At 58.1% G+C, this 17,669-nt stretch carries 15 protein-coding genes and 1 tRNA gene; 8 read left to right on the top strand and 8 right to left on the bottom strand.

The genetic code is table 11. The features are described from left to right. Positions 1 to 12: 12 nt before the first annotated feature. Both ACQK2L_RS02170 and ACQK2L_RS02165 read right to left on the bottom strand, forming a co-directional pair. Entirely contained in the window at positions 13 to 1,047 is a 1,035-nt protein-coding gene (locus ACQK2L_RS02170; protein ID WP_425395290.1) for a PEP-CTERM sorting domain-containing protein, read from the bottom strand. Positions 1,048 to 1,104: 57 nt separating this feature from the next. Next, positions 1,105 to 2,154: a PEP-CTERM sorting domain-containing protein gene (locus ACQK2L_RS02165; protein ID WP_425395289.1), complete on the bottom strand. Its 1,050-nt coding sequence runs from the start codon at positions 2,152 to 2,154 to the stop codon at positions 1,105 to 1,107. A 466-nt stretch (positions 2,155 to 2,620) separates the two neighbouring features. Here ACQK2L_RS02165 and ACQK2L_RS02160 point away from each other — a divergent pair, with 466 nt between their 5' ends. The 4 genes from ACQK2L_RS02160 to ACQK2L_RS02145 all read left to right on the top strand — a co-directional run bounded on the left by ACQK2L_RS02160 (position 2,621) and on the right by ACQK2L_RS02145 (position 8,062). Then, positions 2,621 to 3,172, top strand: coding sequence for a sigma-70 family RNA polymerase sigma factor (locus ACQK2L_RS02160; protein WP_425395288.1), 552 nt, complete (start codon positions 2,621 to 2,623; stop codon positions 3,170 to 3,172). Positions 3,173 to 3,176: 4 nt separating this feature from the next. Further along, the gene (locus tag ACQK2L_RS02155) at positions 3,177 to 4,943 is read left to right on the top strand and encodes a FecR family protein (RefSeq protein WP_425395287.1); all 1,767 of its coding nucleotides are present in this window, start codon (positions 3,177 to 3,179) and stop codon (positions 4,941 to 4,943) included. A 268-nt stretch (positions 4,944 to 5,211) separates the two neighbouring features. Continuing rightward, complete coding sequence (locus ACQK2L_RS02150) at positions 5,212 to 6,594, top strand: BNR-4 repeat-containing protein (protein ID WP_425395286.1); 1,383 nt, start codon at positions 5,212 to 5,214, stop codon at positions 6,592 to 6,594. Positions 6,595 to 7,201: 607 nt separating this feature from the next. After that, positions 7,202 to 8,062, top strand: a complete 861-nt coding sequence (locus ACQK2L_RS02145; RefSeq protein ID WP_425395285.1) for a PEP-CTERM sorting domain-containing protein — start codon at positions 7,202 to 7,204, stop codon at positions 8,060 to 8,062. Between the two features lie 77 nt (positions 8,063 to 8,139). On the opposite strand, the gene ACQK2L_RS02140 is transcribed toward ACQK2L_RS02145, so the two are convergent. The 3 genes from ACQK2L_RS02140 to prfB all read right to left on the bottom strand — a co-directional run bounded on the left by ACQK2L_RS02140 (position 8,140) and on the right by prfB (position 10,314). Continuing rightward, entirely contained in the window at positions 8,140 to 8,547 is a 408-nt protein-coding gene (locus ACQK2L_RS02140; RefSeq protein ID WP_425395284.1) for a hypothetical protein, read from the bottom strand. Between the two features lies 1 nt (position 8,548). Then, positions 8,549 to 9,070: a hypothetical protein gene (locus ACQK2L_RS02135; protein ID WP_425395283.1), complete on the bottom strand. Its 522-nt coding sequence runs from the start codon at positions 9,068 to 9,070 to the stop codon at positions 8,549 to 8,551. Between the two features lie 121 nt (positions 9,071 to 9,191). Continuing rightward, positions 9,192 to 10,314, bottom strand: a protein-coding gene (gene prfB, locus ACQK2L_RS02130; protein WP_425395282.1) for a peptide chain release factor 2 whose coding sequence is annotated in 2 segments (ribosomal slippage) — positions 9,192 to 10,244 and positions 10,246 to 10,314 — 1,122 coding nt in all. Because the reading frame shifts where the segments join, the coding sequence is not laid out codon by codon here. Positions 10,315 to 10,466: 152 nt separating this feature from the next. Here prfB and mnmA point away from each other — a divergent pair. The 3 genes from mnmA to ACQK2L_RS02115 are packed head-to-tail and all read left to right on the top strand — an operon-like array spanning position 10,467 to position 14,313. After that, positions 10,467 to 11,615, top strand: a complete 1,149-nt coding sequence (gene mnmA / locus ACQK2L_RS02125; RefSeq protein ID WP_425395281.1) for a tRNA 2-thiouridine(34) synthase MnmA — start codon at positions 10,467 to 10,469, stop codon at positions 11,613 to 11,615. Between the two features lie 12 nt (positions 11,616 to 11,627). Next, positions 11,628 to 12,200, top strand: coding sequence for a hypothetical protein (locus tag ACQK2L_RS02120; RefSeq protein WP_425395280.1), 573 nt, complete (start codon positions 11,628 to 11,630; stop codon positions 12,198 to 12,200). 40 nt (positions 12,201 to 12,240) lie between these two features. Beyond that, the gene (locus ACQK2L_RS02115; protein WP_425395279.1) at positions 12,241 to 14,313 is read left to right on the top strand and encodes a thioredoxin domain-containing protein; all 2,073 of its coding nucleotides are present in this window, start codon (positions 12,241 to 12,243) and stop codon (positions 14,311 to 14,313) included. A gap of 295 nt (positions 14,314 to 14,608) precedes the next feature. On the opposite strand, the gene ACQK2L_RS02110 is transcribed toward ACQK2L_RS02115, so the two are convergent. Together ACQK2L_RS02110 and nrdR are read right to left on the bottom strand one after the other, a co-directional pair. After that, a tRNA-Ala gene (locus tag ACQK2L_RS02110) sits at positions 14,609 to 14,681 on the bottom strand. Between the two features lie 70 nt (positions 14,682 to 14,751). After that, the gene (gene nrdR, locus ACQK2L_RS02105; protein WP_425395278.1) at positions 14,752 to 15,225 is read right to left on the bottom strand and encodes a transcriptional regulator NrdR; all 474 of its coding nucleotides are present in this window, start codon (positions 15,223 to 15,225) and stop codon (positions 14,752 to 14,754) included. Positions 15,226 to 15,399: 174 nt separating this feature from the next. On the opposite strand from nrdR, the gene ACQK2L_RS02100 reads away from it, so the two are divergent. Beyond that, the gene (locus ACQK2L_RS02100) at positions 15,400 to 16,074 is read left to right on the top strand and encodes a PH domain-containing protein (RefSeq protein ID WP_425395277.1); all 675 of its coding nucleotides are present in this window, start codon (positions 15,400 to 15,402) and stop codon (positions 16,072 to 16,074) included. A gap of 238 nt (positions 16,075 to 16,312) precedes the next feature. Here ACQK2L_RS02100 and ACQK2L_RS02095 read toward each other — a convergent pair whose 3' ends face one another. Further along, on the bottom strand, positions 16,313 to 17,425 hold the full coding sequence (locus tag ACQK2L_RS02095) for a DUF1559 domain-containing protein (protein ID WP_425395276.1): 1,113 nt from the start codon (positions 17,423 to 17,425) through the stop codon (positions 16,313 to 16,315). Between the last annotated feature and the right edge of the window lie 244 nt (positions 17,426 to 17,669).

Here is a 17,669-nt window from a genome sequence, read left to right as displayed (position 1 = left end):
TCTAGTTCGCGATCAATGGCCGCTGCGGATCCTGATGAAGCCGGCCAGTCCAACTCCAAGAGCAAGCAAGGCTAGCGCGCCCGGCTCTGGAACCTGAATGGCTTCGAGCGTGAATCCCGCGTTGAGGTAGATTTCGCGGAAGGCGTTGTAGTCGCGAAGGTCGACGATGCCGTTCTGATCAAGATCGCCTTCTTGGTAGGAGGTTCCAACGAATAGGCCTTCGACCAAGGCGTCGAGATCGCCGGTATCGATGTCACCGCTCAGGTTGAAGTCGCCGAGTAGGAAGCTCGTGCTTGATGTCACGTCGTCCCAGGTGTCGCCGATGCGTATTTCGTCGTACTCCGCTCCAGCGACACTTGAGTTGATGTGCAGCCGGACACCGTTGTAGATGTGATCGACCGCTTCGCTGAGCATCACATCCCACGTCTCAGGCTCCGTGGTGGGCACGGTGTCTCCAGGCGTGTAAACGTTGGCGAAGAACTGGTCGTCGCCGTCTGCAGAAGAGACCGCCTTGAACACGAAGAACTGCGTATCACCTACATTAAGGGTTTCGCTGCCAGTGGTCGCTTCGGCTCCGGAATCGAAGAAAACGGTCTCGCCACTACCAATGCCCAAGCGAAGAGCGGCCGTGGTGGTCAGATTGCTGATCAGTCGGAACTCTACAGCGTCGCCACTGGTTCCGCCGTCGGCGACTTTTCGCATTAGTAAGCTGCCAAAGAACTCGTTGCCATCCTCCGTGAAGTCGAACGTCGTACCCAGCAAGCGGTTTGCCTCGCCAACGCCGGGGGCGCTAATCCTGTCTCCAATCGGAGTGAAAGGGAATGCCGGAGAAGTGAGGCTCGTGTCATCGGCGCTCAGGTTTCCGTTGAAATCCATATCGCCGTCCGCCCAGCCCCCGGCCCAACCGGTTCCACCAGCACGGTTGTGAACCAGTGTCGAAGAGTTCGAGTAGTCGAAGCCTTCGTAGGCCACGAGGATTGCATTGGCGTGTGGCGCGGAAACGAACGCGTAGATAAGCAAGACGCCTGCTAGCTTTGCGCGAATCATTGCATCATCTTTCATGTTGCTTCAGGTATTGCGAAGGAAGTGTGTATCGAAGAAGAGTTACTTGAGCGGGAGCCGTCTGGTGTAGAGAATCGCTGCAACGGATGCCAAGCCAACTAGCATCGCCGTGGAGGGTTCGGGGACCGAGACGATGCCGAGGTCGCTTAGGCTCCCACCTTGTGCAACGTAGGCCTCGCGGAACAGTGCGAAGTCAGCCAGATCGACCAGACCGCTGAAGTTCATGTCGCCCTGCTCGTAGGTGGTGCCTGTGTACATGTTGTCCGACAGGGTCTGATAGTCGGTAAGTGTGATACCGTCCATCAAATCGAAGTCACCTAACAAGAAGTTTGGATTGACCGAAGTCACGTCCTGCCAAGTGGAGCCAAAACGCAACTCGTCGTACATGCCTGACGCGTTGGTTCCAATCCAAAGCTGGGCTCCGTTGATCGTCGCGCTACTGCTGAAGTTGTAAGTAGCATCAAACGCACCGGGATCTGTCCCTGGGATCGATTCGGTGGAGTCGAAGACGATCATGCTTGCCACATCATCGCCGCTCTCCACAGCCTCGACCTTAACAACCACGAAATAGGTGTCGTCGAACGTAATTGGACCGATTTGGTTGGATGAGGTACCGAGCCAGAATAAGTCGGAGCTAGTGCTTCCGAGACGAAGGGTTCGACTTCCTCCGGACATCATGTCCATTTCCATGTTGTCGGAGGAACCGCTTTCGCTGCCGGACTTCACCATCAGGTAGCTTGCGTAGAACGTTTGATCGATGCCCAGGTCGAAGCCGCCGGCCATCGAACGAGTGATGGTGTTGTTGTTGGAGCCCGATCCCGGGCCCGCCGCGATCACACTATCTCCCACTGGATCGAACGGCAGCATCGGCAGGTCGAGGCTGGTCTCTGCCTGGGTAAGGGTAAAGTTGTCCCCGGCCCCATCCCCGGCCTCGGTCCAAGCGCCAGACCAACCGTACCCCCCCTCTTGGCCACTCAGCGGGGATCCATCGTTCGCGTAGTCGAAGCCGTCGTAAACGCTTGGTATGCCATGTACTTCGCCTGCCAGGATGCAGGTGCATAGAGCGCCGATGAAAAGTACGACTCGGTTCATGGTTTTAACCACTCCTGCAGAAAATCATGTTGTCGTGAAAACCCAACTAGCGCAGCGAGTCTGCTGCCGGCTAGCGAATCATTGGAAAAGAATGCTGCCTGAATCCCTTTTCGCGCCCCGAACAGCAAGGACTGAATAACCGCTTGTTTTTGACGAGCCAATTAACGAGCAATCCACAGATGGAGGCCCCCAGGTGTGTCGTTACCGCACACTGAACTGCCTCGCACTACTAACGGGCATACGAGGTGAAAATTGGTACCGCGAATCTACATAATTCCGCAAAAAACACCTAAGACTTCACGGACAACCGTACGCGCGTTACCGCAATGGCGGGTTATTGGCGGATTTTCATACCAATAGTCGTTGGTACTGACCGTTTAAATCTCGGTAGGCAGTGCTTGCACATCGAGGTAAGTTCGACCTTCTCAACGTGCGACTCTCATGAGCGGTGACCTGGGGATCAGCGGTGACTAGCAACGGATCGGCGGGCGACAGCAACAACAAGACGGAGCAGTTCGTAGCGCTCTTCGCTGAGCACCGCGACGAATTGTTCCGATTCATCCTTGCGCTGCTGCCTCACAGGGCAGATGCGGAGGATGTGTTCCAGCGGACTAGCGTGGTGCTCTGGAGAAAATTTGGAGACTTTCAGCCGGGCACCAACTTCTACTACTGGGCGGCTCGCGTAGCCCAGTTGGAAGTTCGCGACTACTGCAAGGTTCGCGGCCGGGAGAAGCTCGTATTCTGGACACAGGAATTGGTTGAATTGATCGCTGATACTCGCCACGAACAGCAAGAGGCCCTGGTCCGCCGTCGGGCCGTGCTAAAGGACTGTATTAAGGGACTTAAGCCCCAGGATCGCGAACTTGTGGAATTGCGGTACTCCAGTCATACTACTAGTAAGGCACTCGCCGAGTCTTTGGGAAAACCGTCCGTAACGGTCTACAAAGCACTCGCACGCATACGTCGATGGTTATTTGAGTGCGTTGAACGCAAACTTGCACCGGATCAAAGGGGCTAGATCCATGCATGCACACCAACGACGTAAGCTATTCAAGCAGTTCTCTGATTTGTGCGACGGCCGCTTGTCGGATGAGGAGTCGCGTCAGCTAGCGGATCTACTTACCAATAGCGACGAAACGAGGATCGCCTATGTACAGTTCCTCGATATTCACGCCAGTCTCGACCGCGATTCGGCGACTCGAGTCACCGCCTTGGAGTCGCTGCCTGGGCTCGATAGGGCTAGTCTCGAGCAGCTAACCGCGGATAGCTCGACTGAGCGTGCAGCGCAGTGCCAAGTATCGCGTGCTGAGTCGAAGCCCCGCTATCGACGACTTCAGGAGTTCGCGGCGGCCGCAGCGGTGGTGCTGCTGCTCGGAGCGATCGCCTGGAAGGCGCTGCCGCAGGCTGGTTCCGATGTGCCCCGCCCTGACATTGTGGCGAGCATCGTTTCGGATCTCGATTGTACGTGGGATGGCCTATCAGCGTCGTCGGATGGTCGGACGCTTCGAGCCGGACAGCAATTGACGCTCACATCGGGTGTTGCGAAGTTAAGGTTCGGCGACGAAACGGTTGTCTTGATCGAAAGCCCGACCAGTTTTGAGCCTTTGTCCGATTCGTCCATGCGCGTCCATTCTGGCACCGTAGCGCTCCGCGCCGAGGGGGAGAAGAACGCCTTTACGGTCCTGGCGCCAAATGCTTCGATTGTGGATCTCGGGACGAGTTTCGGCGTGCACTGTGGTCCCAAGGGAGTGGACGTGGAGGTGTTTGAAGGTAAGGTCGAAATTCTACCATCGTTCAACGCAGGGCGTTCTCAGGTCCTGGGGTTGGGGGCTTCGGCTCGCATTCATAACGACAACGGTCAGGCGGACATCGATATGTTCGCGGCGGACGAAGGTCGCTTTACGGACCTGCTTCAGTTGCTGTGGGAAGACTTCCACGACCGATCTCCGGCGGTGGCGGGTGACTTGGACCCGGAATCAGAGCCGGTATTTCCCCATCAGGAGTTTGAATTACCAGGCGGAGTGCAGCAGACCGACTCCTTCCATAATTCAAGAATGGGCGGGGGCTGGATTACCCCCTGGGTGGCCACGGGACACCCCATCGGCGAAACTACGGTGGAAGATCCTCTGACGGCGGCCGGCAACGCCTATCTGCGGCTGCACTTCAGTTACTCCTACAGTCGTGCCATCGCCCGCGAGTACGGCGCCACTGCTGCGTTGGATCCGAATCGTCCCCATGTTATCTCGTGGATATGGCGTTTCGATGGGCAGGACGAAGACTTTGGCGGCAGTTTCCACGATCGAATCGCTTTTTACGGGAACGAGTACTTTCGTTCCAACTCGTCCAGCGATATTTCCTGGTTCATTGGCTGGGCCGGAGATCACGAAATGGTGGGGCAGCGACGCAAGACCATCCCCAAGCGGTGGTTCGTGTTCGATGGCAAGAACGGCTCCAACTATGGTCCTGAGAACCTGGTTGACACTGGGATGGAGTTAAAGCCAGGCGTTGTCTATCGCATGGCGGTCGTGCTTTATCCCAAATCGAAGCAATACGACGCCATCATTCAGGATGACGAGCAAACCTTCATTCGCGCGCGGCTTGGCTACCGCAATCCCAGCACCCACGGGGCTCACGTGATCCACTTCAGTGTTGGCGACGATAGCACGGAGGGAGACGCGTCGTTTTCGATCGACTCGATACGAGTCGAGCCACTTCGCCCCGATTTGGTTCCCAAGCACCTGCGTTTCAACGTGCCAGTGGACCCGGCTACCGAGGGATTCTCGACTTAGGCCCTTTCAGTGCGTTCCGTTTGTGCGCGATCTGCAATCGCGTGCTACAATGACACTTCGGCAGGTATCCGACCTCTCACCTGCCGCCGGCTGATTGCATTCTTGTTGCCTCATCGCGAGGTAATATTCGGCTCATTCCCGCGGGTTCATGTTCATGGCATCTCTCCGACGATCCGTAGGCCGCGCAGCACTTCTGTCAGTAACGTTGTTGCTTTCGATGGTTACACGAGCGCATGCCCAGGATATTCAGGATCTCGAAGGGTCGGGCATGTCTGTTGTCCGGCCATTGAACTTGAACGAAAAGACCGATGGATACCGCGGGATTTGGTACTGTATCCGCCAACCTCATGGCGGTGCCAAGTTCAAATACAGCGGTGGCTTGGGTACCTACCCGGCAAAGCATCAGGAATTCGCGGTCTACAGCCCCGAAGCCAACAAGACGTTCTTCTGCTTTGGCGGTGCAGCCAAAGACAACCAAATTCACCTGCTGCACATGGTGTCCTACTACGACCATGAGACAGGCATGGTTCCAAAGCCAACCGTGCTACTCGATAAACACACGTCCGACGCGCACGACAGCCCCACCATATCCATCGACCAACAGGGCTTCATTTGGATATTTTCACCATCTCACGGGCGGCTCAGGTCGAGCTACATTCATCGCAGCGTTGAACCTTGGAGTATCGACAAGTTCCGCGTGGTCTATCCACACTACAAGGACGATGGGCGGAGACGATTCGTCGACAACTTCTCCTATGCGCAGATCTTCAATACTGCGCCGGGGAATTTCGCATTCTTCTTTACCCGCTATGGCGAAGGATCCGCTCGAACTAGTCTCTACATGACCAGCAAGGATGGCGTCACCTGGAGCCGGCGCCAACGCTTGGCCACCATCGAGCGTGGGCATTACCAAGTGGCCGGCGTGAGTTCCACCAAGATCGCCACGATGATGAACTACCATCCCGATGAAACGGGATTAAATGGGCGGACCAACTTGTACTATATCGAGTCGACCGACAACGGCGAGTCCTGGCAAGCGGCCGATGGTACTCCCGTCAAAGTTCCGTTGCTCAGTTCGCAGAACCCAGCCCTTGTGAAAGACTACGAAAGCCAGCAGCGGCTTGTGTTCCTCAAAGACTTGGTGCTGGACGAAAACGACCAGCCCGTGTTGCTCTATCTCACGAGCAATCATCCCAGCCATGGACCCGATGGCGATCCTCGAACTTGGACGCTGGCGCAGTTCGACGACGGCCAGTGGCAGTTCTCCGAGATCACCACCAGCGATCACAACTACGACATGGGGTCGATCGATATCCGTTCGACACCCTGGAAGCTGATCGCCCCCACCGACCCGGGGCCTTACCCGGGCTTCGCGGGAGGCGACATGGTGATGTGGGAAAGCGACGATCGTGGAGCGACCTGGCGGCGCGTCAAATCGCTTACCGCCGGGCATGGCGGCAACCATACCTATTGCCGACTCGTCTCGAACGCGCACCCCGATTTCTATGCTTTGTGGGCCGACGGCGACCCGACGAAGATATCCTCCAGCAATCTCTACTTCTGTAACGCTCAAGGCGACCTGTTCCAACTGCCCGCCAAGATGGACTCGGATTTCATGCAGCCGGAAAAGATAGACGTTCTCGCGGAGTAGCCGCCGCCATTTTTCTCTTCGCCGCACCTCACCTCCTGGAGCTGCCCGCTGGGTAGACGCCCCGTGGGTACGCGGCATCTCTAGGTTTCCGCGCCGGCCTGCCAGACGGCACCCCATATGGGGGGTACGCGATTCGCCGTTCCTTGGTGAGTCGGGATTCAAGGCCTTTTTCTAGCCCAGAAAATTGGAGTTTTAATACAGAATATAAGCGCAATATTTCTTGACTATCAGAATCATCAGCTTTATTCTCAAATTTGACCGCAGCCATGCACGCGGTTCGATCATTCGCGCGCACTCCTCTAGCAGCCTGAGCTAATGACACGGTACGAGTCTTACCAGCCGCGATCCAACGCCGTTCGCGAACCCACTTCTCGCTCTCGTTTCCGAGTGCCTCCTGCTCATAGGAATGGCCGCGGGCCAGATCTCCAAGGTTGCCGCAGACAAGAATCCCACCGCGATATCCGTCAGGGTTTCGACTTATCCAATTAGCAAGCACGTTGTCTTAGGAGGTACACCCACGAAACACGATTACCATCTCAACTAAGGGGGGCGCGCCCCATTCGCACTGATTTCTACTTACTTAATTTTGCAACAGGGAGATGTTCTAATGCGATTGAGTCAACTTTTCACTCTTGTCGTCGCCTCCGTGGCGTCAGTGTCGGCCCACGGCGCCGTGCTGTTTGAAGACGACTTCGAGTCTTACACGGCCGGCGATCCACTGCCCATCACCGGTCCGTGGACCGGCTTCAGCGACATCGACAGCGGCGCTATCACGGTTCGCGAGGACACCGTGCCCATCTTCGGCGCGGGCAACCAGTATCTCGACTACGAGGACAACAATTTGGACGGCAGTGGCGGATCCGTTTCCGACCACCCGTCGGTCTATGGTGAGTTCACCGGTTCCAGCTCCGAAGTGTTTACCGCTTCGTTCGACTTCTATGAGCCCGACCTCGGGCCGGAAGGTCGCTTTAAGCTTCGCTTCGGCGAAGGAAGTGGTAGCATCAGCACCAGTTCCGAAATCATCTACGAGATTCAACTCGAGAACGGCGACGTGCGTGGAAGTTGGGGCCTCGACAACGACAACAACGTGAATGATGGCGACGGAGTCGAGGACCTTGTGCTGACCGGCATGTACTCGCTTGACGAGGTCCATCACATCGACCTGATTACCAACCTTAGCGACTCGCCCATCTCGTACGGCGGTGCTCAAACGCTGGGCGCCAAAGGCTACGACATCTGGCTCGACGGCGTCCTCATTGCCCAGGATGTCCTGTTCCGTCGCACCAGCGAGACCGAGGTCAACCAGGTTCAAATCGAAGGCGAGAACAACGAGACTCAGCAGATGTTCGTCGACAATCTGGTGATCAGCGATGAGGTGGTGCTGCCAGAAGGCGTGCCCGAACCAAGTTCGATCGCGCTGGTGGCCGCCGCGATCGGCTCAGCCCTGCTGCCGCGTTCGCGTCGCTAAAGTAACAAGACGGGGGAACTCTGGGGACACCCGCTGCCGCAGTGCGGTAGCTGGGTGTCCTTTTTTGTTTTAGGGCCCTACAAGAAGTAAGTACGGTACGCGGCAAGTTGACTATCTGGCGTAAAGCCATCAAAGTCTCCTGCTTCTTCGCACGCTCGTAGGTAATCGAGCGCTATTCTGGCAGGCTCAGATTCCTGCTCAGTCAGATACTCCTTCGTTTCGTCCAGACCGGCTCCACACATCAACTGAACATCAATCAAACTGCCCAGATCAAAGCAAGATTGCTTGGCGCTCCAGACAAACAGCACATCCTGCAGTTCTCCAGCGCTGAACAATTGCACGCAACATAGTAGCGCCACGTCTTCCTCGCTTGGACGCCCTTCACGCCCGCAGGCGATTTCCTGCTGCAGCAGTGTGCGAATGGAGGGCAAGTCGGCCTTTGCCGGTACCAATCCGTAACGTGCGAGGCTTTCTTCGGCAGTCATGCTACTCAACCGGCAACCAGTAGGTCGCGTACTTGTAGCGCAAAGTGGCAGGCAGGCTATCGAACGATTCGGAGGGAGGGATGCGATTGCCCGGCGCACTTTGATCGATGCACACCCCGCTGCCGTCCATGAAGTGGGCGCAAGCGATAGGGGCAGCACCTTCAAACTCGCAGTGATACTCGATTGCTCGTTCAACGGGCTCCTTGGCAACCCGTGCAGCTACATCAAATAAGAGCTCGCACTTCGCCGTGGCAAACTCCACACTCGCCGACCAATGCGCGCCAGCGCTCGCGCCGCTTAGAAAGACAATCGTGCGGCCGTCGTCAGTCGATTGTACGTGCAGCTCCTGATACACCGGGCCAAGCTCATCGTCGTCGACGCTTTGCCACACGATGGTCGCCTCTCCGTCGCGCAGCGCCGAGATCGTGTGGCCAAACCGATCGCCGAGCCAGTAGAAATCGACACGAATACCGCGCTCGTGTTTAGCGAGCTTTTCGAGAGTGGTGTGCGGCTCTGGAAGCATGGTAGCGGTCAGCTATTTCCAATCCCGGTCAGCCTTCGACGGAAGTCGAGGGTTCTGAAGTTTGAACGCGGATGCCATTCCGAGAAACCCTCGGCTTCCGCCGAGGGCTGCAGGGAGCACGCTAATCGTCATCGTCGTCGTCTTCGATTGGCTGCCCCGCTCGCCAGCGGAGCGTGCTTTCCAAGAACCCCTGGATGTCGCCGTCGAGCACGGCGTGGAAGTTGCCCATCTGAAACTTCGTACGAGCGTCTTTCACGCGTTGGTCGGGGTGCAGGAAGTAGTTGCGGATCTGCGAGCCGAAACCGGTCTTGGCCTGCTCTCCGTACTTCGCCGCGTCAGCGGCTTCGCGTTTTTCTTCCTCTGCTCGGGCTAGCTGCGCACGGAGCATCTTCCAGGCGGTCGCGCGATTCTTGTGCTGCGAACGTTCGTTCTGGCACTGCACGACGATGCCGGTTGGCTCATGGGTAAGCCGTACCGCGGAGTCGGTCTTGTTAACGTGCTGACCGCCGGCGCCGCTCGCCCGATAGGTATCGGTGCGAACGTCGCCTTCGTTGATTTCAACTTCCACTGAGTCGCTGATTTCGGGCGACACGTCTACCGCTGCAAAACTGGTCTGCCGTTTGCCTTCGGAATTAAACGGACTGATCCGCACCAAACGATGAATGCCGGTCTCGCCTCGCAGGTAGCCGTAGGCCATCGGGCCGCGAATCGCGATCGTGGCGTTGTTAATGCCCGCCTCTTCGTTGTCTTGACGATCGATCAGTTCGACCTTGTAGTCGTTCTTATTCGCCCACTGGATGTACATCCGCAGCAGCATCTCCGCCCAGTCATTGGCGTCGGTGCCGCCGTCGCGGGCGTTGATGGTGATGATCGCGCCGGCCGCGTCGTGCGCGCCGGAGAGCAGCGCGCTGAGTTTGAGCTTCTCGAGCATTGTCTCGATCCGCTCGACCTCGCCAGGCACTTCGGCGGCGAGTTCCTCATCCTCTTCGGCCATCTCGACCATCGCGGCCAGGTCGTCCGCCGCCGAGATGGCCTCGTCCAGTGGTCCGACCACAGAATTCAGCGACTTGAGCTCGCCGATCTTCTGCTGCGCCATCTCTTGATCGTCCCAAAAGCCAGGCTCGCCCTGCTCCCGTTCGATTTGCTCGATGTGAGACTTCTTTTGAGCGTAGTCAAAGAGAGTCCCTGAGCTGAGTCAGGGCCTCGTGGATGCCGGTCGCACGGTCGACAAATTCCTTTTCCATGGCTTTGAGCTTCTTTCTTGGGGGTAGCAGGACTCGCAAGAGTTCTGAGGTCCGAAGTCTTGCGACTCCGGCTACGGAATTATAGGGGTAAGAGTCAGGACCCGCGAGGGCGGGCTGTTGTTCGCGGGCAGCCGTGCGCCTATGCTGCAAGCATGGCACGCGTGGTCCTGGCAATGAGCGGGGGAGTCGATTCGAGCGTGGCGGCCCATTTGCTCACCGAGGCGGGCCACCAGGTGATCGGTGTGTTCATGCGCCACGGCGAGCAGAGCCCCGCGGTTTGCAGCACGGCGAGCGATGCTGAGTCCCATGGCGGACAGTCCGGGGTCGGGGACGACCCGGCTCGCTTGCAACTTCCGATCGTGCGGCTCGACCACAAGCAGGGATGCTGCACCGCGGCCGATGCTGAGGACGCGCGGCGCGTGGCCGATCGGCTGTCGATCCCATTCTACGCTATCGATCTGAACGAGGAGTTCGGGCGGATCATGGACTACTTCACCGCCGAGTACGTCAGTGGCCGCACGCCCAACCCGTGCGTGCAGTGCAACAACTGGATCAAGTTCGGCAAGCTGTTCGACTACGCCGACTCGGTGGGCGCCGAATACGTCGCTACGGGGCACTACGCTCGCTTGGTCCGCCGCGTGGGCGAAGTGGCGCTGGTCCGCGGCATCGACGACGCCAAGGATCAGTCGTACGTGCTGTTTGGCATCGAGCGGCAGTACCTGGAGCGGATGATGCTTCCGGTGGGCGACTACCGCAAGCCGCAGATCCGCGAGTTGGCCGCCAAAGTCGGCATGAACGTCGCCGAGAAGAAGGACAGCCAGGAGATTTGCTTTGTGACCAGCGGCCGCTACGACGAATTCGTCAAACGCCGCCGCGAAGGAACCTCCACGCCGGGTGAGTTCGTTACCACTTCGGGTGAAGTCGTTGGCAAGCACGAGGGCATCGAAGGATTCACGGTCGGCCAGCGCAAGGGCCTCGGCGTGGCGCTCGGCGAGCGGAAGTTCGTCGTGCGGATCGAACCCGACACCAACCGCGTCGTGCTAGGCGACCGCGAGGAACTCGGCCGCCGAGAGCTCACTGCCGCTGAGTGCAATTGGCTCACAGACGTGGCCATCGACGAGCCAATCCGCGGCTTAGCCCAAATCCGCTACAACGCGTCTGCCGCATCGGCGGAGTTTACGCGACGCACCGATGGCCGCCTGAGCGTGGTGTTCGACGAGCCGCAGTTCGCAGTGGCTCCGGGACAAGCGGTTGTTTGCTACGAGCGTGATCGCGTCCTTGGGGGCGGGTGGATCGATTAGGGGGCAAATCAAATGCCAAGCTCTGCAAACCCACACAGTCTGCCCTGGTGGTTTTGGATAGTCTTCGCGCTGTATATGTTGATTGCAGTATTGTGGGTGACGTTGGCATTAATTTGTAGTCTACTTGTTTCACCTTATTTCATGTATAGAGCTTGGAAGCGAGACCAATTGCGGCGTCAGTATCTCAAGGGTCAAGGTAGGCTCATTGCTTTGAAAGAGGCAACTCAGCGGATGCAATCAGGAGAAGGCGTCGGTGTCGTCGAGTTTGGCCCTAAAGGTCCAGAAGAACTGTGGTATTTAGATCGCCGATGGGAAGAACTGGATGTTCCGGAAACATATCCCACTTTGCTTAGTTGCCTAATAGAGACTGAAGTATCTCTAAGTCCGACAGACATCGACGAGGAGCGAAATCGCGATTGGCTTCAAGCCACACTTGCGCCGCTTTTTCCAAAGTTGCAGCAAGTGCAAGGCGGATCCCATGAAGTTTTAGATTGGGCAGACAACTTGACGTCACGTGTACTCGTGATCGGTTGGGGGGACAAGCCAAGGCCGACATCGCATCTCCTTGAAGAATGTGGCGTCTAGGAAGAATAGCACGTAAATTCGTCACCGAATAACGATTCAAATGCCGAACAAACTCTCCAAAGAAACCTCTCCTTACCTCCTCCAACACAAGGATAATCCCGTCGAGTGGTATCCTTGGGGGCCGGATGCTTTGGAGCGGTCGCGCGCTGAAGAGAAGCCGATTTTTCTTTCGATCGGTTACTCGGCATGTCACTGGTGTCATGTGATGGAGCACGAGAGCTTTGAGGATCCGCGCATCGCCGCGATGATGAACGAAAAGTTCGTGTGCGTGAAAGTCGATCGCGAGGAGCGGCCCGACCTCGATCAGATCTACATGAACGCGGTGCAGTTGATGACCGGGCATGGTGGCTGGCCGATGAGCGTGTTCCTCACGCCCGAGCTGAAACCGTTCTATGGCGGAACCTACTGGCCGCCGACCGCCTCGCGCGGCATGCCTGGGTTCGATCAGGTTTTGGCGGCTGTGGACGATGCTTGGACTAATCGACGCGATCAAGCGCTCAAGGGAGCGGAGCAGCTCACGGCCGAACTCGAACAGATCACCCGCAAAGGGGCCGAAGGGATCTCGGTGCCGCTCGACAGGAGTCTGTTGAACGCCGCTGCGCACGCGCTGGAGCGGATGTTCGATCCCATTCACGGTGGGTTTGGCGAAGCGCCGAAGTTTCCTCACCCATTCGAGCTGCAGTTGTTGCTCCGCTGGTGGCAGCGCAACGGCAACGACCAGTGGCTGCACATGGTGACCGCGTCGCTCAACAAGATGTTCCAAGGCGGCATGTACGACCACCTGGGCGGCGGCTTCGCGCGGTACAGTGTCGACGCCCGCTGGCTGGTGCCGCACTTTGAGAAGATGCTGTACGACAACTCGCTACTGGCCGTGGTGTACCTCGAAGCGTACCAGGCGACCGGCGACGAGCAGTACCGGCAGGTGGTTACCGAGACGCTCGACTACTTGCTACGCGACATGACCGACCCGGCGGGTGGGTTCTATAGCGCCGAGGACGCCGATAGCGAGGGCGTGGAAGGTAAGTTTTACGTCTGGACTCCAACGGAAGTCCAACAAGTGCTGGGCGACGCGGCCGACGTGTTCTGTCGCGTGTACGACGTGCGCGATGGTGGCAACTTCGAGGGCCAGAGCATTTTGAATTTGCCCAAGACCATCGAACAGCAGGCCAAGCTGCTGGGTCGCGAGACGGAGGAGCTGGCAGCCGAGCTTGCCGAGTGTCGGCAGAAGCTACTGGCCGAGCGCAGCAAGCGCACCCGGCCCGGGCTTGATGACAAGGTGCTGGTGAGCTGGAACGCGCTGGCGATCGACGCCTTCGCCAAGGCAGGAGCAGTGCTCGGCGAGCCGCGTTACATTGCCGCCGCCAGGAAAGCGGCCGATTTCATCCTGGCCGAGATGCGCGATGAGCGAGGGCGGCTGCTGCACACCTGGCGTGGCGGCACCGCCAAGCTGGCCGCGTACCTGGACGACTACACCGCGCTGGCGAGCGCCCTGGTCACGCTGTACGAAGCAACGTTCGACGAGTCGTACATCACAGCAGCGATCGACCTGATGGACACAGTACTCAAGCATTTCGGCGGTGCCGATGAACAGGGGAAGTGGGAAGCGGGCTTTTATTTCACAGCCGACGACCACGAAGAACTGCTCACCCGCAACAAAGACCTCACCGACAACGCCACGCCGGGCGGCAACTCGATGGCCGCCTTGGCCTTGCTGCGGCTTGGCAATCTCACTGGACGAAGCGAGTACCTCGACACGGCCGAAGCGATCCTTGCGGCAGCCGCGCCGTTGATGCAGCAGATTCCGATGGCCACCGGGCAGATGCTTGTGGCGTTGGACCTGTACGTTGGTCCCACGCAAGAACTCGTCTTCACCGGCACCGGCGCATCGCAGTTAGCGTTGGAGGCATGGCAGCAACTCCTGCCGCGCTCGGTCTTTGCCGTGAGGGAGGAAGCGAAGACCAGTGGACCACTCGACGCCTTGTTCCAAGGCCGCGACGCGGGCGACGAGGTTGCACTTTACGTGTGCGAGAACCAAGCCTGCCAGGCACCGGTAACGGGACGCGAGGCGATTCGATCGGCGGTGAATGAGCTGGCCGCCGGTGAACGCGGTTAAGAGATAAGCTACGAGATCTTGGCGCAGCCAAGTCGAGTAGCAGAAATGGCACAGCGTCACGAGATCTTGGCGCAGCCAAGTCGAGTAGCAGAAATGGCCAAAGTGTCACGAGATCTTGGCGCAGCCAAGTCGAGTAGCAGAAATGGCCAAAGTGTCACGAGATCTTGGCGCAGCCAAGTCGAGTAGCAGAAATGGCCAAAGTGTCACGAGATCTTGGCGCAGCCAAGTCGAGTAGCAGAAATGGCCAAAGTGTCACGAGATCTTGGCGCAGCCAAGTCGAGTAGCAGAAAATCAGTGGAGCGGAGGAGAGTCGAACTCCCGACCTCTGCATTGCGAACGCAGCGCTCTCCCAACTGAGCTACCGCCCCAAGTAATTCTCCAATTCTACGACATTCCCGTCCGCTTTCAACCAAGGCCCGACTCCGGTGGACGGGGCGGCTAGCGCGGGGTGATGGGGGGGCGTTTGGCCAGCATGGGACGGAGTTCTTCGAAGAAGTCCTGCACGTCGTTGAATTGCCGGTAGACGCTCGCGAAGCGGACGAAGGCCACCTCGTCCAGGTGTTGCAGGTGCTGCATGACCAGCATGCCTAGCTCGCGTGACTCGACCTCGGTGTCGAACTGAGCGTAGACGTCGTTCTCGATGGCGGCGACCGTCGTGTCGATCTGGCGGCTTGTGATGGGCCGCTTCCAGCAGGCCCGCTCCAGGCCGCGGCGGATCTTGTCCCGGGAGAACGGTGCCCGCGAACCGTCTTTCTTTACGACCTTGATGGTCGTTTCCTCGGGCCGCTCGTAGGTGGTGTACCGTCGGCCACAGCCCAAGCACTCGCGACGGCGGCGGATGGCCGATCCATCCTGGCTGGCTCGCGAATCGATGACGCGGTCGTTGTCAACGCGGCAAAAAGGGCACTTCATGGAGGTTGAGTATACACGTCGGCTTGTGGCATCCACAACTATCCCGCGACCTCGTATTCAGAAGTTTGCCAAGATTGGGAGCTTGCTAGCGAAGTAGGTTTTGGGGCAAACTGAGGGCTTGCCTGCGTGGCGCTTCGCCGAAACCAATAGGTCCCGTACAACGAGTGTTCGTCGATGAATTGTCCGAGCTGTGCTAGCGAAACCGATCCTAACGCCACTTTCTGCCAGCATTGTGGAGCCCGTTTGGCGGGCGATGACGCCCAAGCCGAACAGGCGGAGAACGATGCGGAGTTTCCCGTGCCGGTCACGGGTACCGACCCCCGCAGCAAATTTCAGCAGGCGGCTGCTGCACGGCAAACGGACGACGACCACCTGGAAGAGGACGTGTGGAACGGCTGCTACTCGCCCAAGGCGATGATTGGCTGGTGGATCGCCGCTGGCGTGATTACCATCCTCGCCCTGGTAGCAGGCGTTCTGTACCTGTCGAACCACTTCGGCTGGCTATTCCTGGCTTTGTTGATTGGCTGGGCGGCGCTCGGCGGGCGGTACGCCTATCGCCGATTCGGCGTGCACTACTATTTGACCAACCAACGCTTCATCCACGAAGCCGGCATCTTATGGCGGCGGATCGATCGCATCGAACTGATCGACATCGACGACGTGACGTTCCGTCAGGGCCCAATTGAGCGGATGTTCAACGTCGGTACGATCCACCTCTTGAGTAGCGACGTCACCGATCCGACCATGAACGTGCCAGGCATTGACGACGTGCGCAGGGTTGCCGATTTGATTGACGACTTACGGCGCAAAGAACGCCGGCGCCGGGGGCTGCACATCGAAGCGGTGTGACAAAACGCTCTAGTTGGCTACGTCGACGTCTGGTGAGGATGTAGAATCCGTATCCCCGAACGATTGAACCGGCCCCGCCTCGGGCAATGGCTGCGCATTGTCTGGAATCTTGGCTTCCCGAGCCTCTTCGACACAACCGGTTACACCGCAGAAAGCCGTGGTGACGACCAAGCAGTGGAGTCCCATACGAAGGATACCAGTTGAACGAGTATGCATTGGGGTGCCGTTGGCTTTCAATTTAGAGTTCTGAGCTATCAATGACCTCGCCACCCTTCATGCTCGCAAGAAAGGCTAACACATCAATGCCGATATCTTTCTTCAGCTGATGCACCGAACCATCCACATAGCAGAAGTTGACAACGTCTCCCTTATGAAGGCTGCCAAACCGGTTCAGGTATACATCGGTGTCCGGACCTCCGTCCAAGCCTCTCCAGGTTGGCAAGGTAGCGTTGCTTGCCCAGGGGATGCCCACGACGTGTCCCCCAAAGTCCTCGCTACCTATGGTGAAGCGGCTTGTGACCATGCCAGGTGCTTCGCCGAACATCAGGGTATTGGAAGCGCCGTCGGTCACTTGCCCCAGTTTGGTTTTGCTTCGCACAAAGAACACGCCAATCCAACCATCGTCGATTGAGTTGGATACGTCCTTCTCGATGAACCGAAGTAGCGGTTCGCCTCCACCAGGAAGGAAATTGCCCTGCTTGCCGCACAACCCTCGGACGCCTTGATAGTGAGTGAGCCCGACGGGAGGAGCACCGGGAGGGGGAGGGATGAAATAAGTATCCAGTGCACCCGACGGTTGGAACTTCTCCCACTTCGCCCAGAGCGCGCCCCACGACGGCTGTTCCACTAGCATCGAGGGGCAGAGGAATCCAGGAATGTTGGCCTGGGCAGCAACGGATGCATCGGGATCCTCGTACCAATGGGTGGGGCCGTACTGGTCGGGGTCCATATTCAGGCTAGTCGTGAAACGGTCGTAGACGGCCGTGGCCTCGACGTAGGGAAGCAGGTACGTCAACACTCCGTTGAGCTGGTAGATGTATTGCTGACCCGAGATGGTATGGCCGATGGCGCCCATCTGTTGAGGAAGTTGAGTACCTGCCAGGTAGCCTGGGGGAAGGCGTCGGTTGGTACTCTCGTAGTTCAGCGCCGCTAAGCCAAGTTGCTTCAGGTTGTTAGTGCACGATGTGCGACGGGCGGCTTCGCGAGCCGATTGCACTGCCGGCAAGAGCATCGCGACTAGAATGCCAATGATGGCAATTACTACCAACAACTCGACCAGCGTGAATGCCAGGCGGTACGTCGACCAGGCGCGAGGCAGTTCGCTGGCTGCTGGACGGCGTCGGATTCTCATGGAATCACCGCGGGGGCAGGTTGTCGCCTGTGTGGAAGAACGAGAAGTGAGGTCTGCATGACGTTTCCCGCACCAATCGTAACATCCTATATAAATCCTCTGCGCCGGTCAATCTTATTGGTCCAGACTCCTTTGGAAGCTCAGAAGCCGCCAAAAAATTCTGAACCCTCGCCCGCTGATGGGAGGTCGTTTAGCACTCGTCCGTCGTTCTGCGCCGCAGGAAGTTCCGGTTCGATGGTTCTGG

Source organism: Aeoliella sp. (genome assembly GCF_965227375.1).
Lineage (GTDB): Bacteria > Planctomycetota > Planctomycetia > Pirellulales > Lacipirellulaceae > Aeoliella.
Note: the sequence above shows the minus strand (reverse complement) of the source record. Positions and strands in the feature narration are given on the sequence as shown.

Coding starts and splice junctions, on each gene's coding strand:
- ACQK2L_RS02170 (WP_425395290.1), bottom strand. CDS start 1,047: ATGATTCGCGCAAAGCTAGCAGGCGTCTTGCTTATCTACGCGTTCGTT.
- ACQK2L_RS02165 (WP_425395289.1), bottom strand. CDS start 2,154: ATGAACCGAGTCGTACTTTTCATCGGCGCTCTATGCACCTGCATCCTG.
- ACQK2L_RS02155 (WP_425395287.1), top strand. CDS start 3,177: ATGCATGCACACCAACGACGTAAGCTATTCAAGCAGTTCTCTGATTTG.
- ACQK2L_RS02150 (WP_425395286.1), top strand. CDS start 5,212: ATGTCTGTTGTCCGGCCATTGAACTTGAACGAAAAGACCGATGGATAC.
- ACQK2L_RS02145 (WP_425395285.1), top strand. CDS start 7,202: ATGCGATTGAGTCAACTTTTCACTCTTGTCGTCGCCTCCGTGGCGTCA.
- ACQK2L_RS02140 (WP_425395284.1), bottom strand. CDS start 8,547: ATGACTGCCGAAGAAAGCCTCGCACGTTACGGATTGGTACCGGCAAAG.
- ACQK2L_RS02135 (WP_425395283.1), bottom strand. CDS start 9,070: ATGCTTCCAGAGCCGCACACCACTCTCGAAAAGCTCGCTAAACACGAG.
- mnmA (WP_425395281.1), top strand. CDS start 10,467: ATGGCACGCGTGGTCCTGGCAATGAGCGGGGGAGTCGATTCGAGCGTG.
- ACQK2L_RS02120 (WP_425395280.1), top strand. CDS start 11,628: ATGCCAAGCTCTGCAAACCCACACAGTCTGCCCTGGTGGTTTTGGATA.
- ACQK2L_RS02115 (WP_425395279.1), top strand. CDS start 12,241: ATGCCGAACAAACTCTCCAAAGAAACCTCTCCTTACCTCCTCCAACAC.
- nrdR (WP_425395278.1), bottom strand. CDS start 15,225: ATGAAGTGCCCTTTTTGCCGCGTTGACAACGACCGCGTCATCGATTCG.
- ACQK2L_RS02100 (WP_425395277.1), top strand. CDS start 15,400: ATGAATTGTCCGAGCTGTGCTAGCGAAACCGATCCTAACGCCACTTTC.
- ACQK2L_RS02095 (WP_425395276.1), bottom strand. CDS start 17,425: ATGAGAATCCGACGCCGTCCAGCAGCCAGCGAACTGCCTCGCGCCTGG.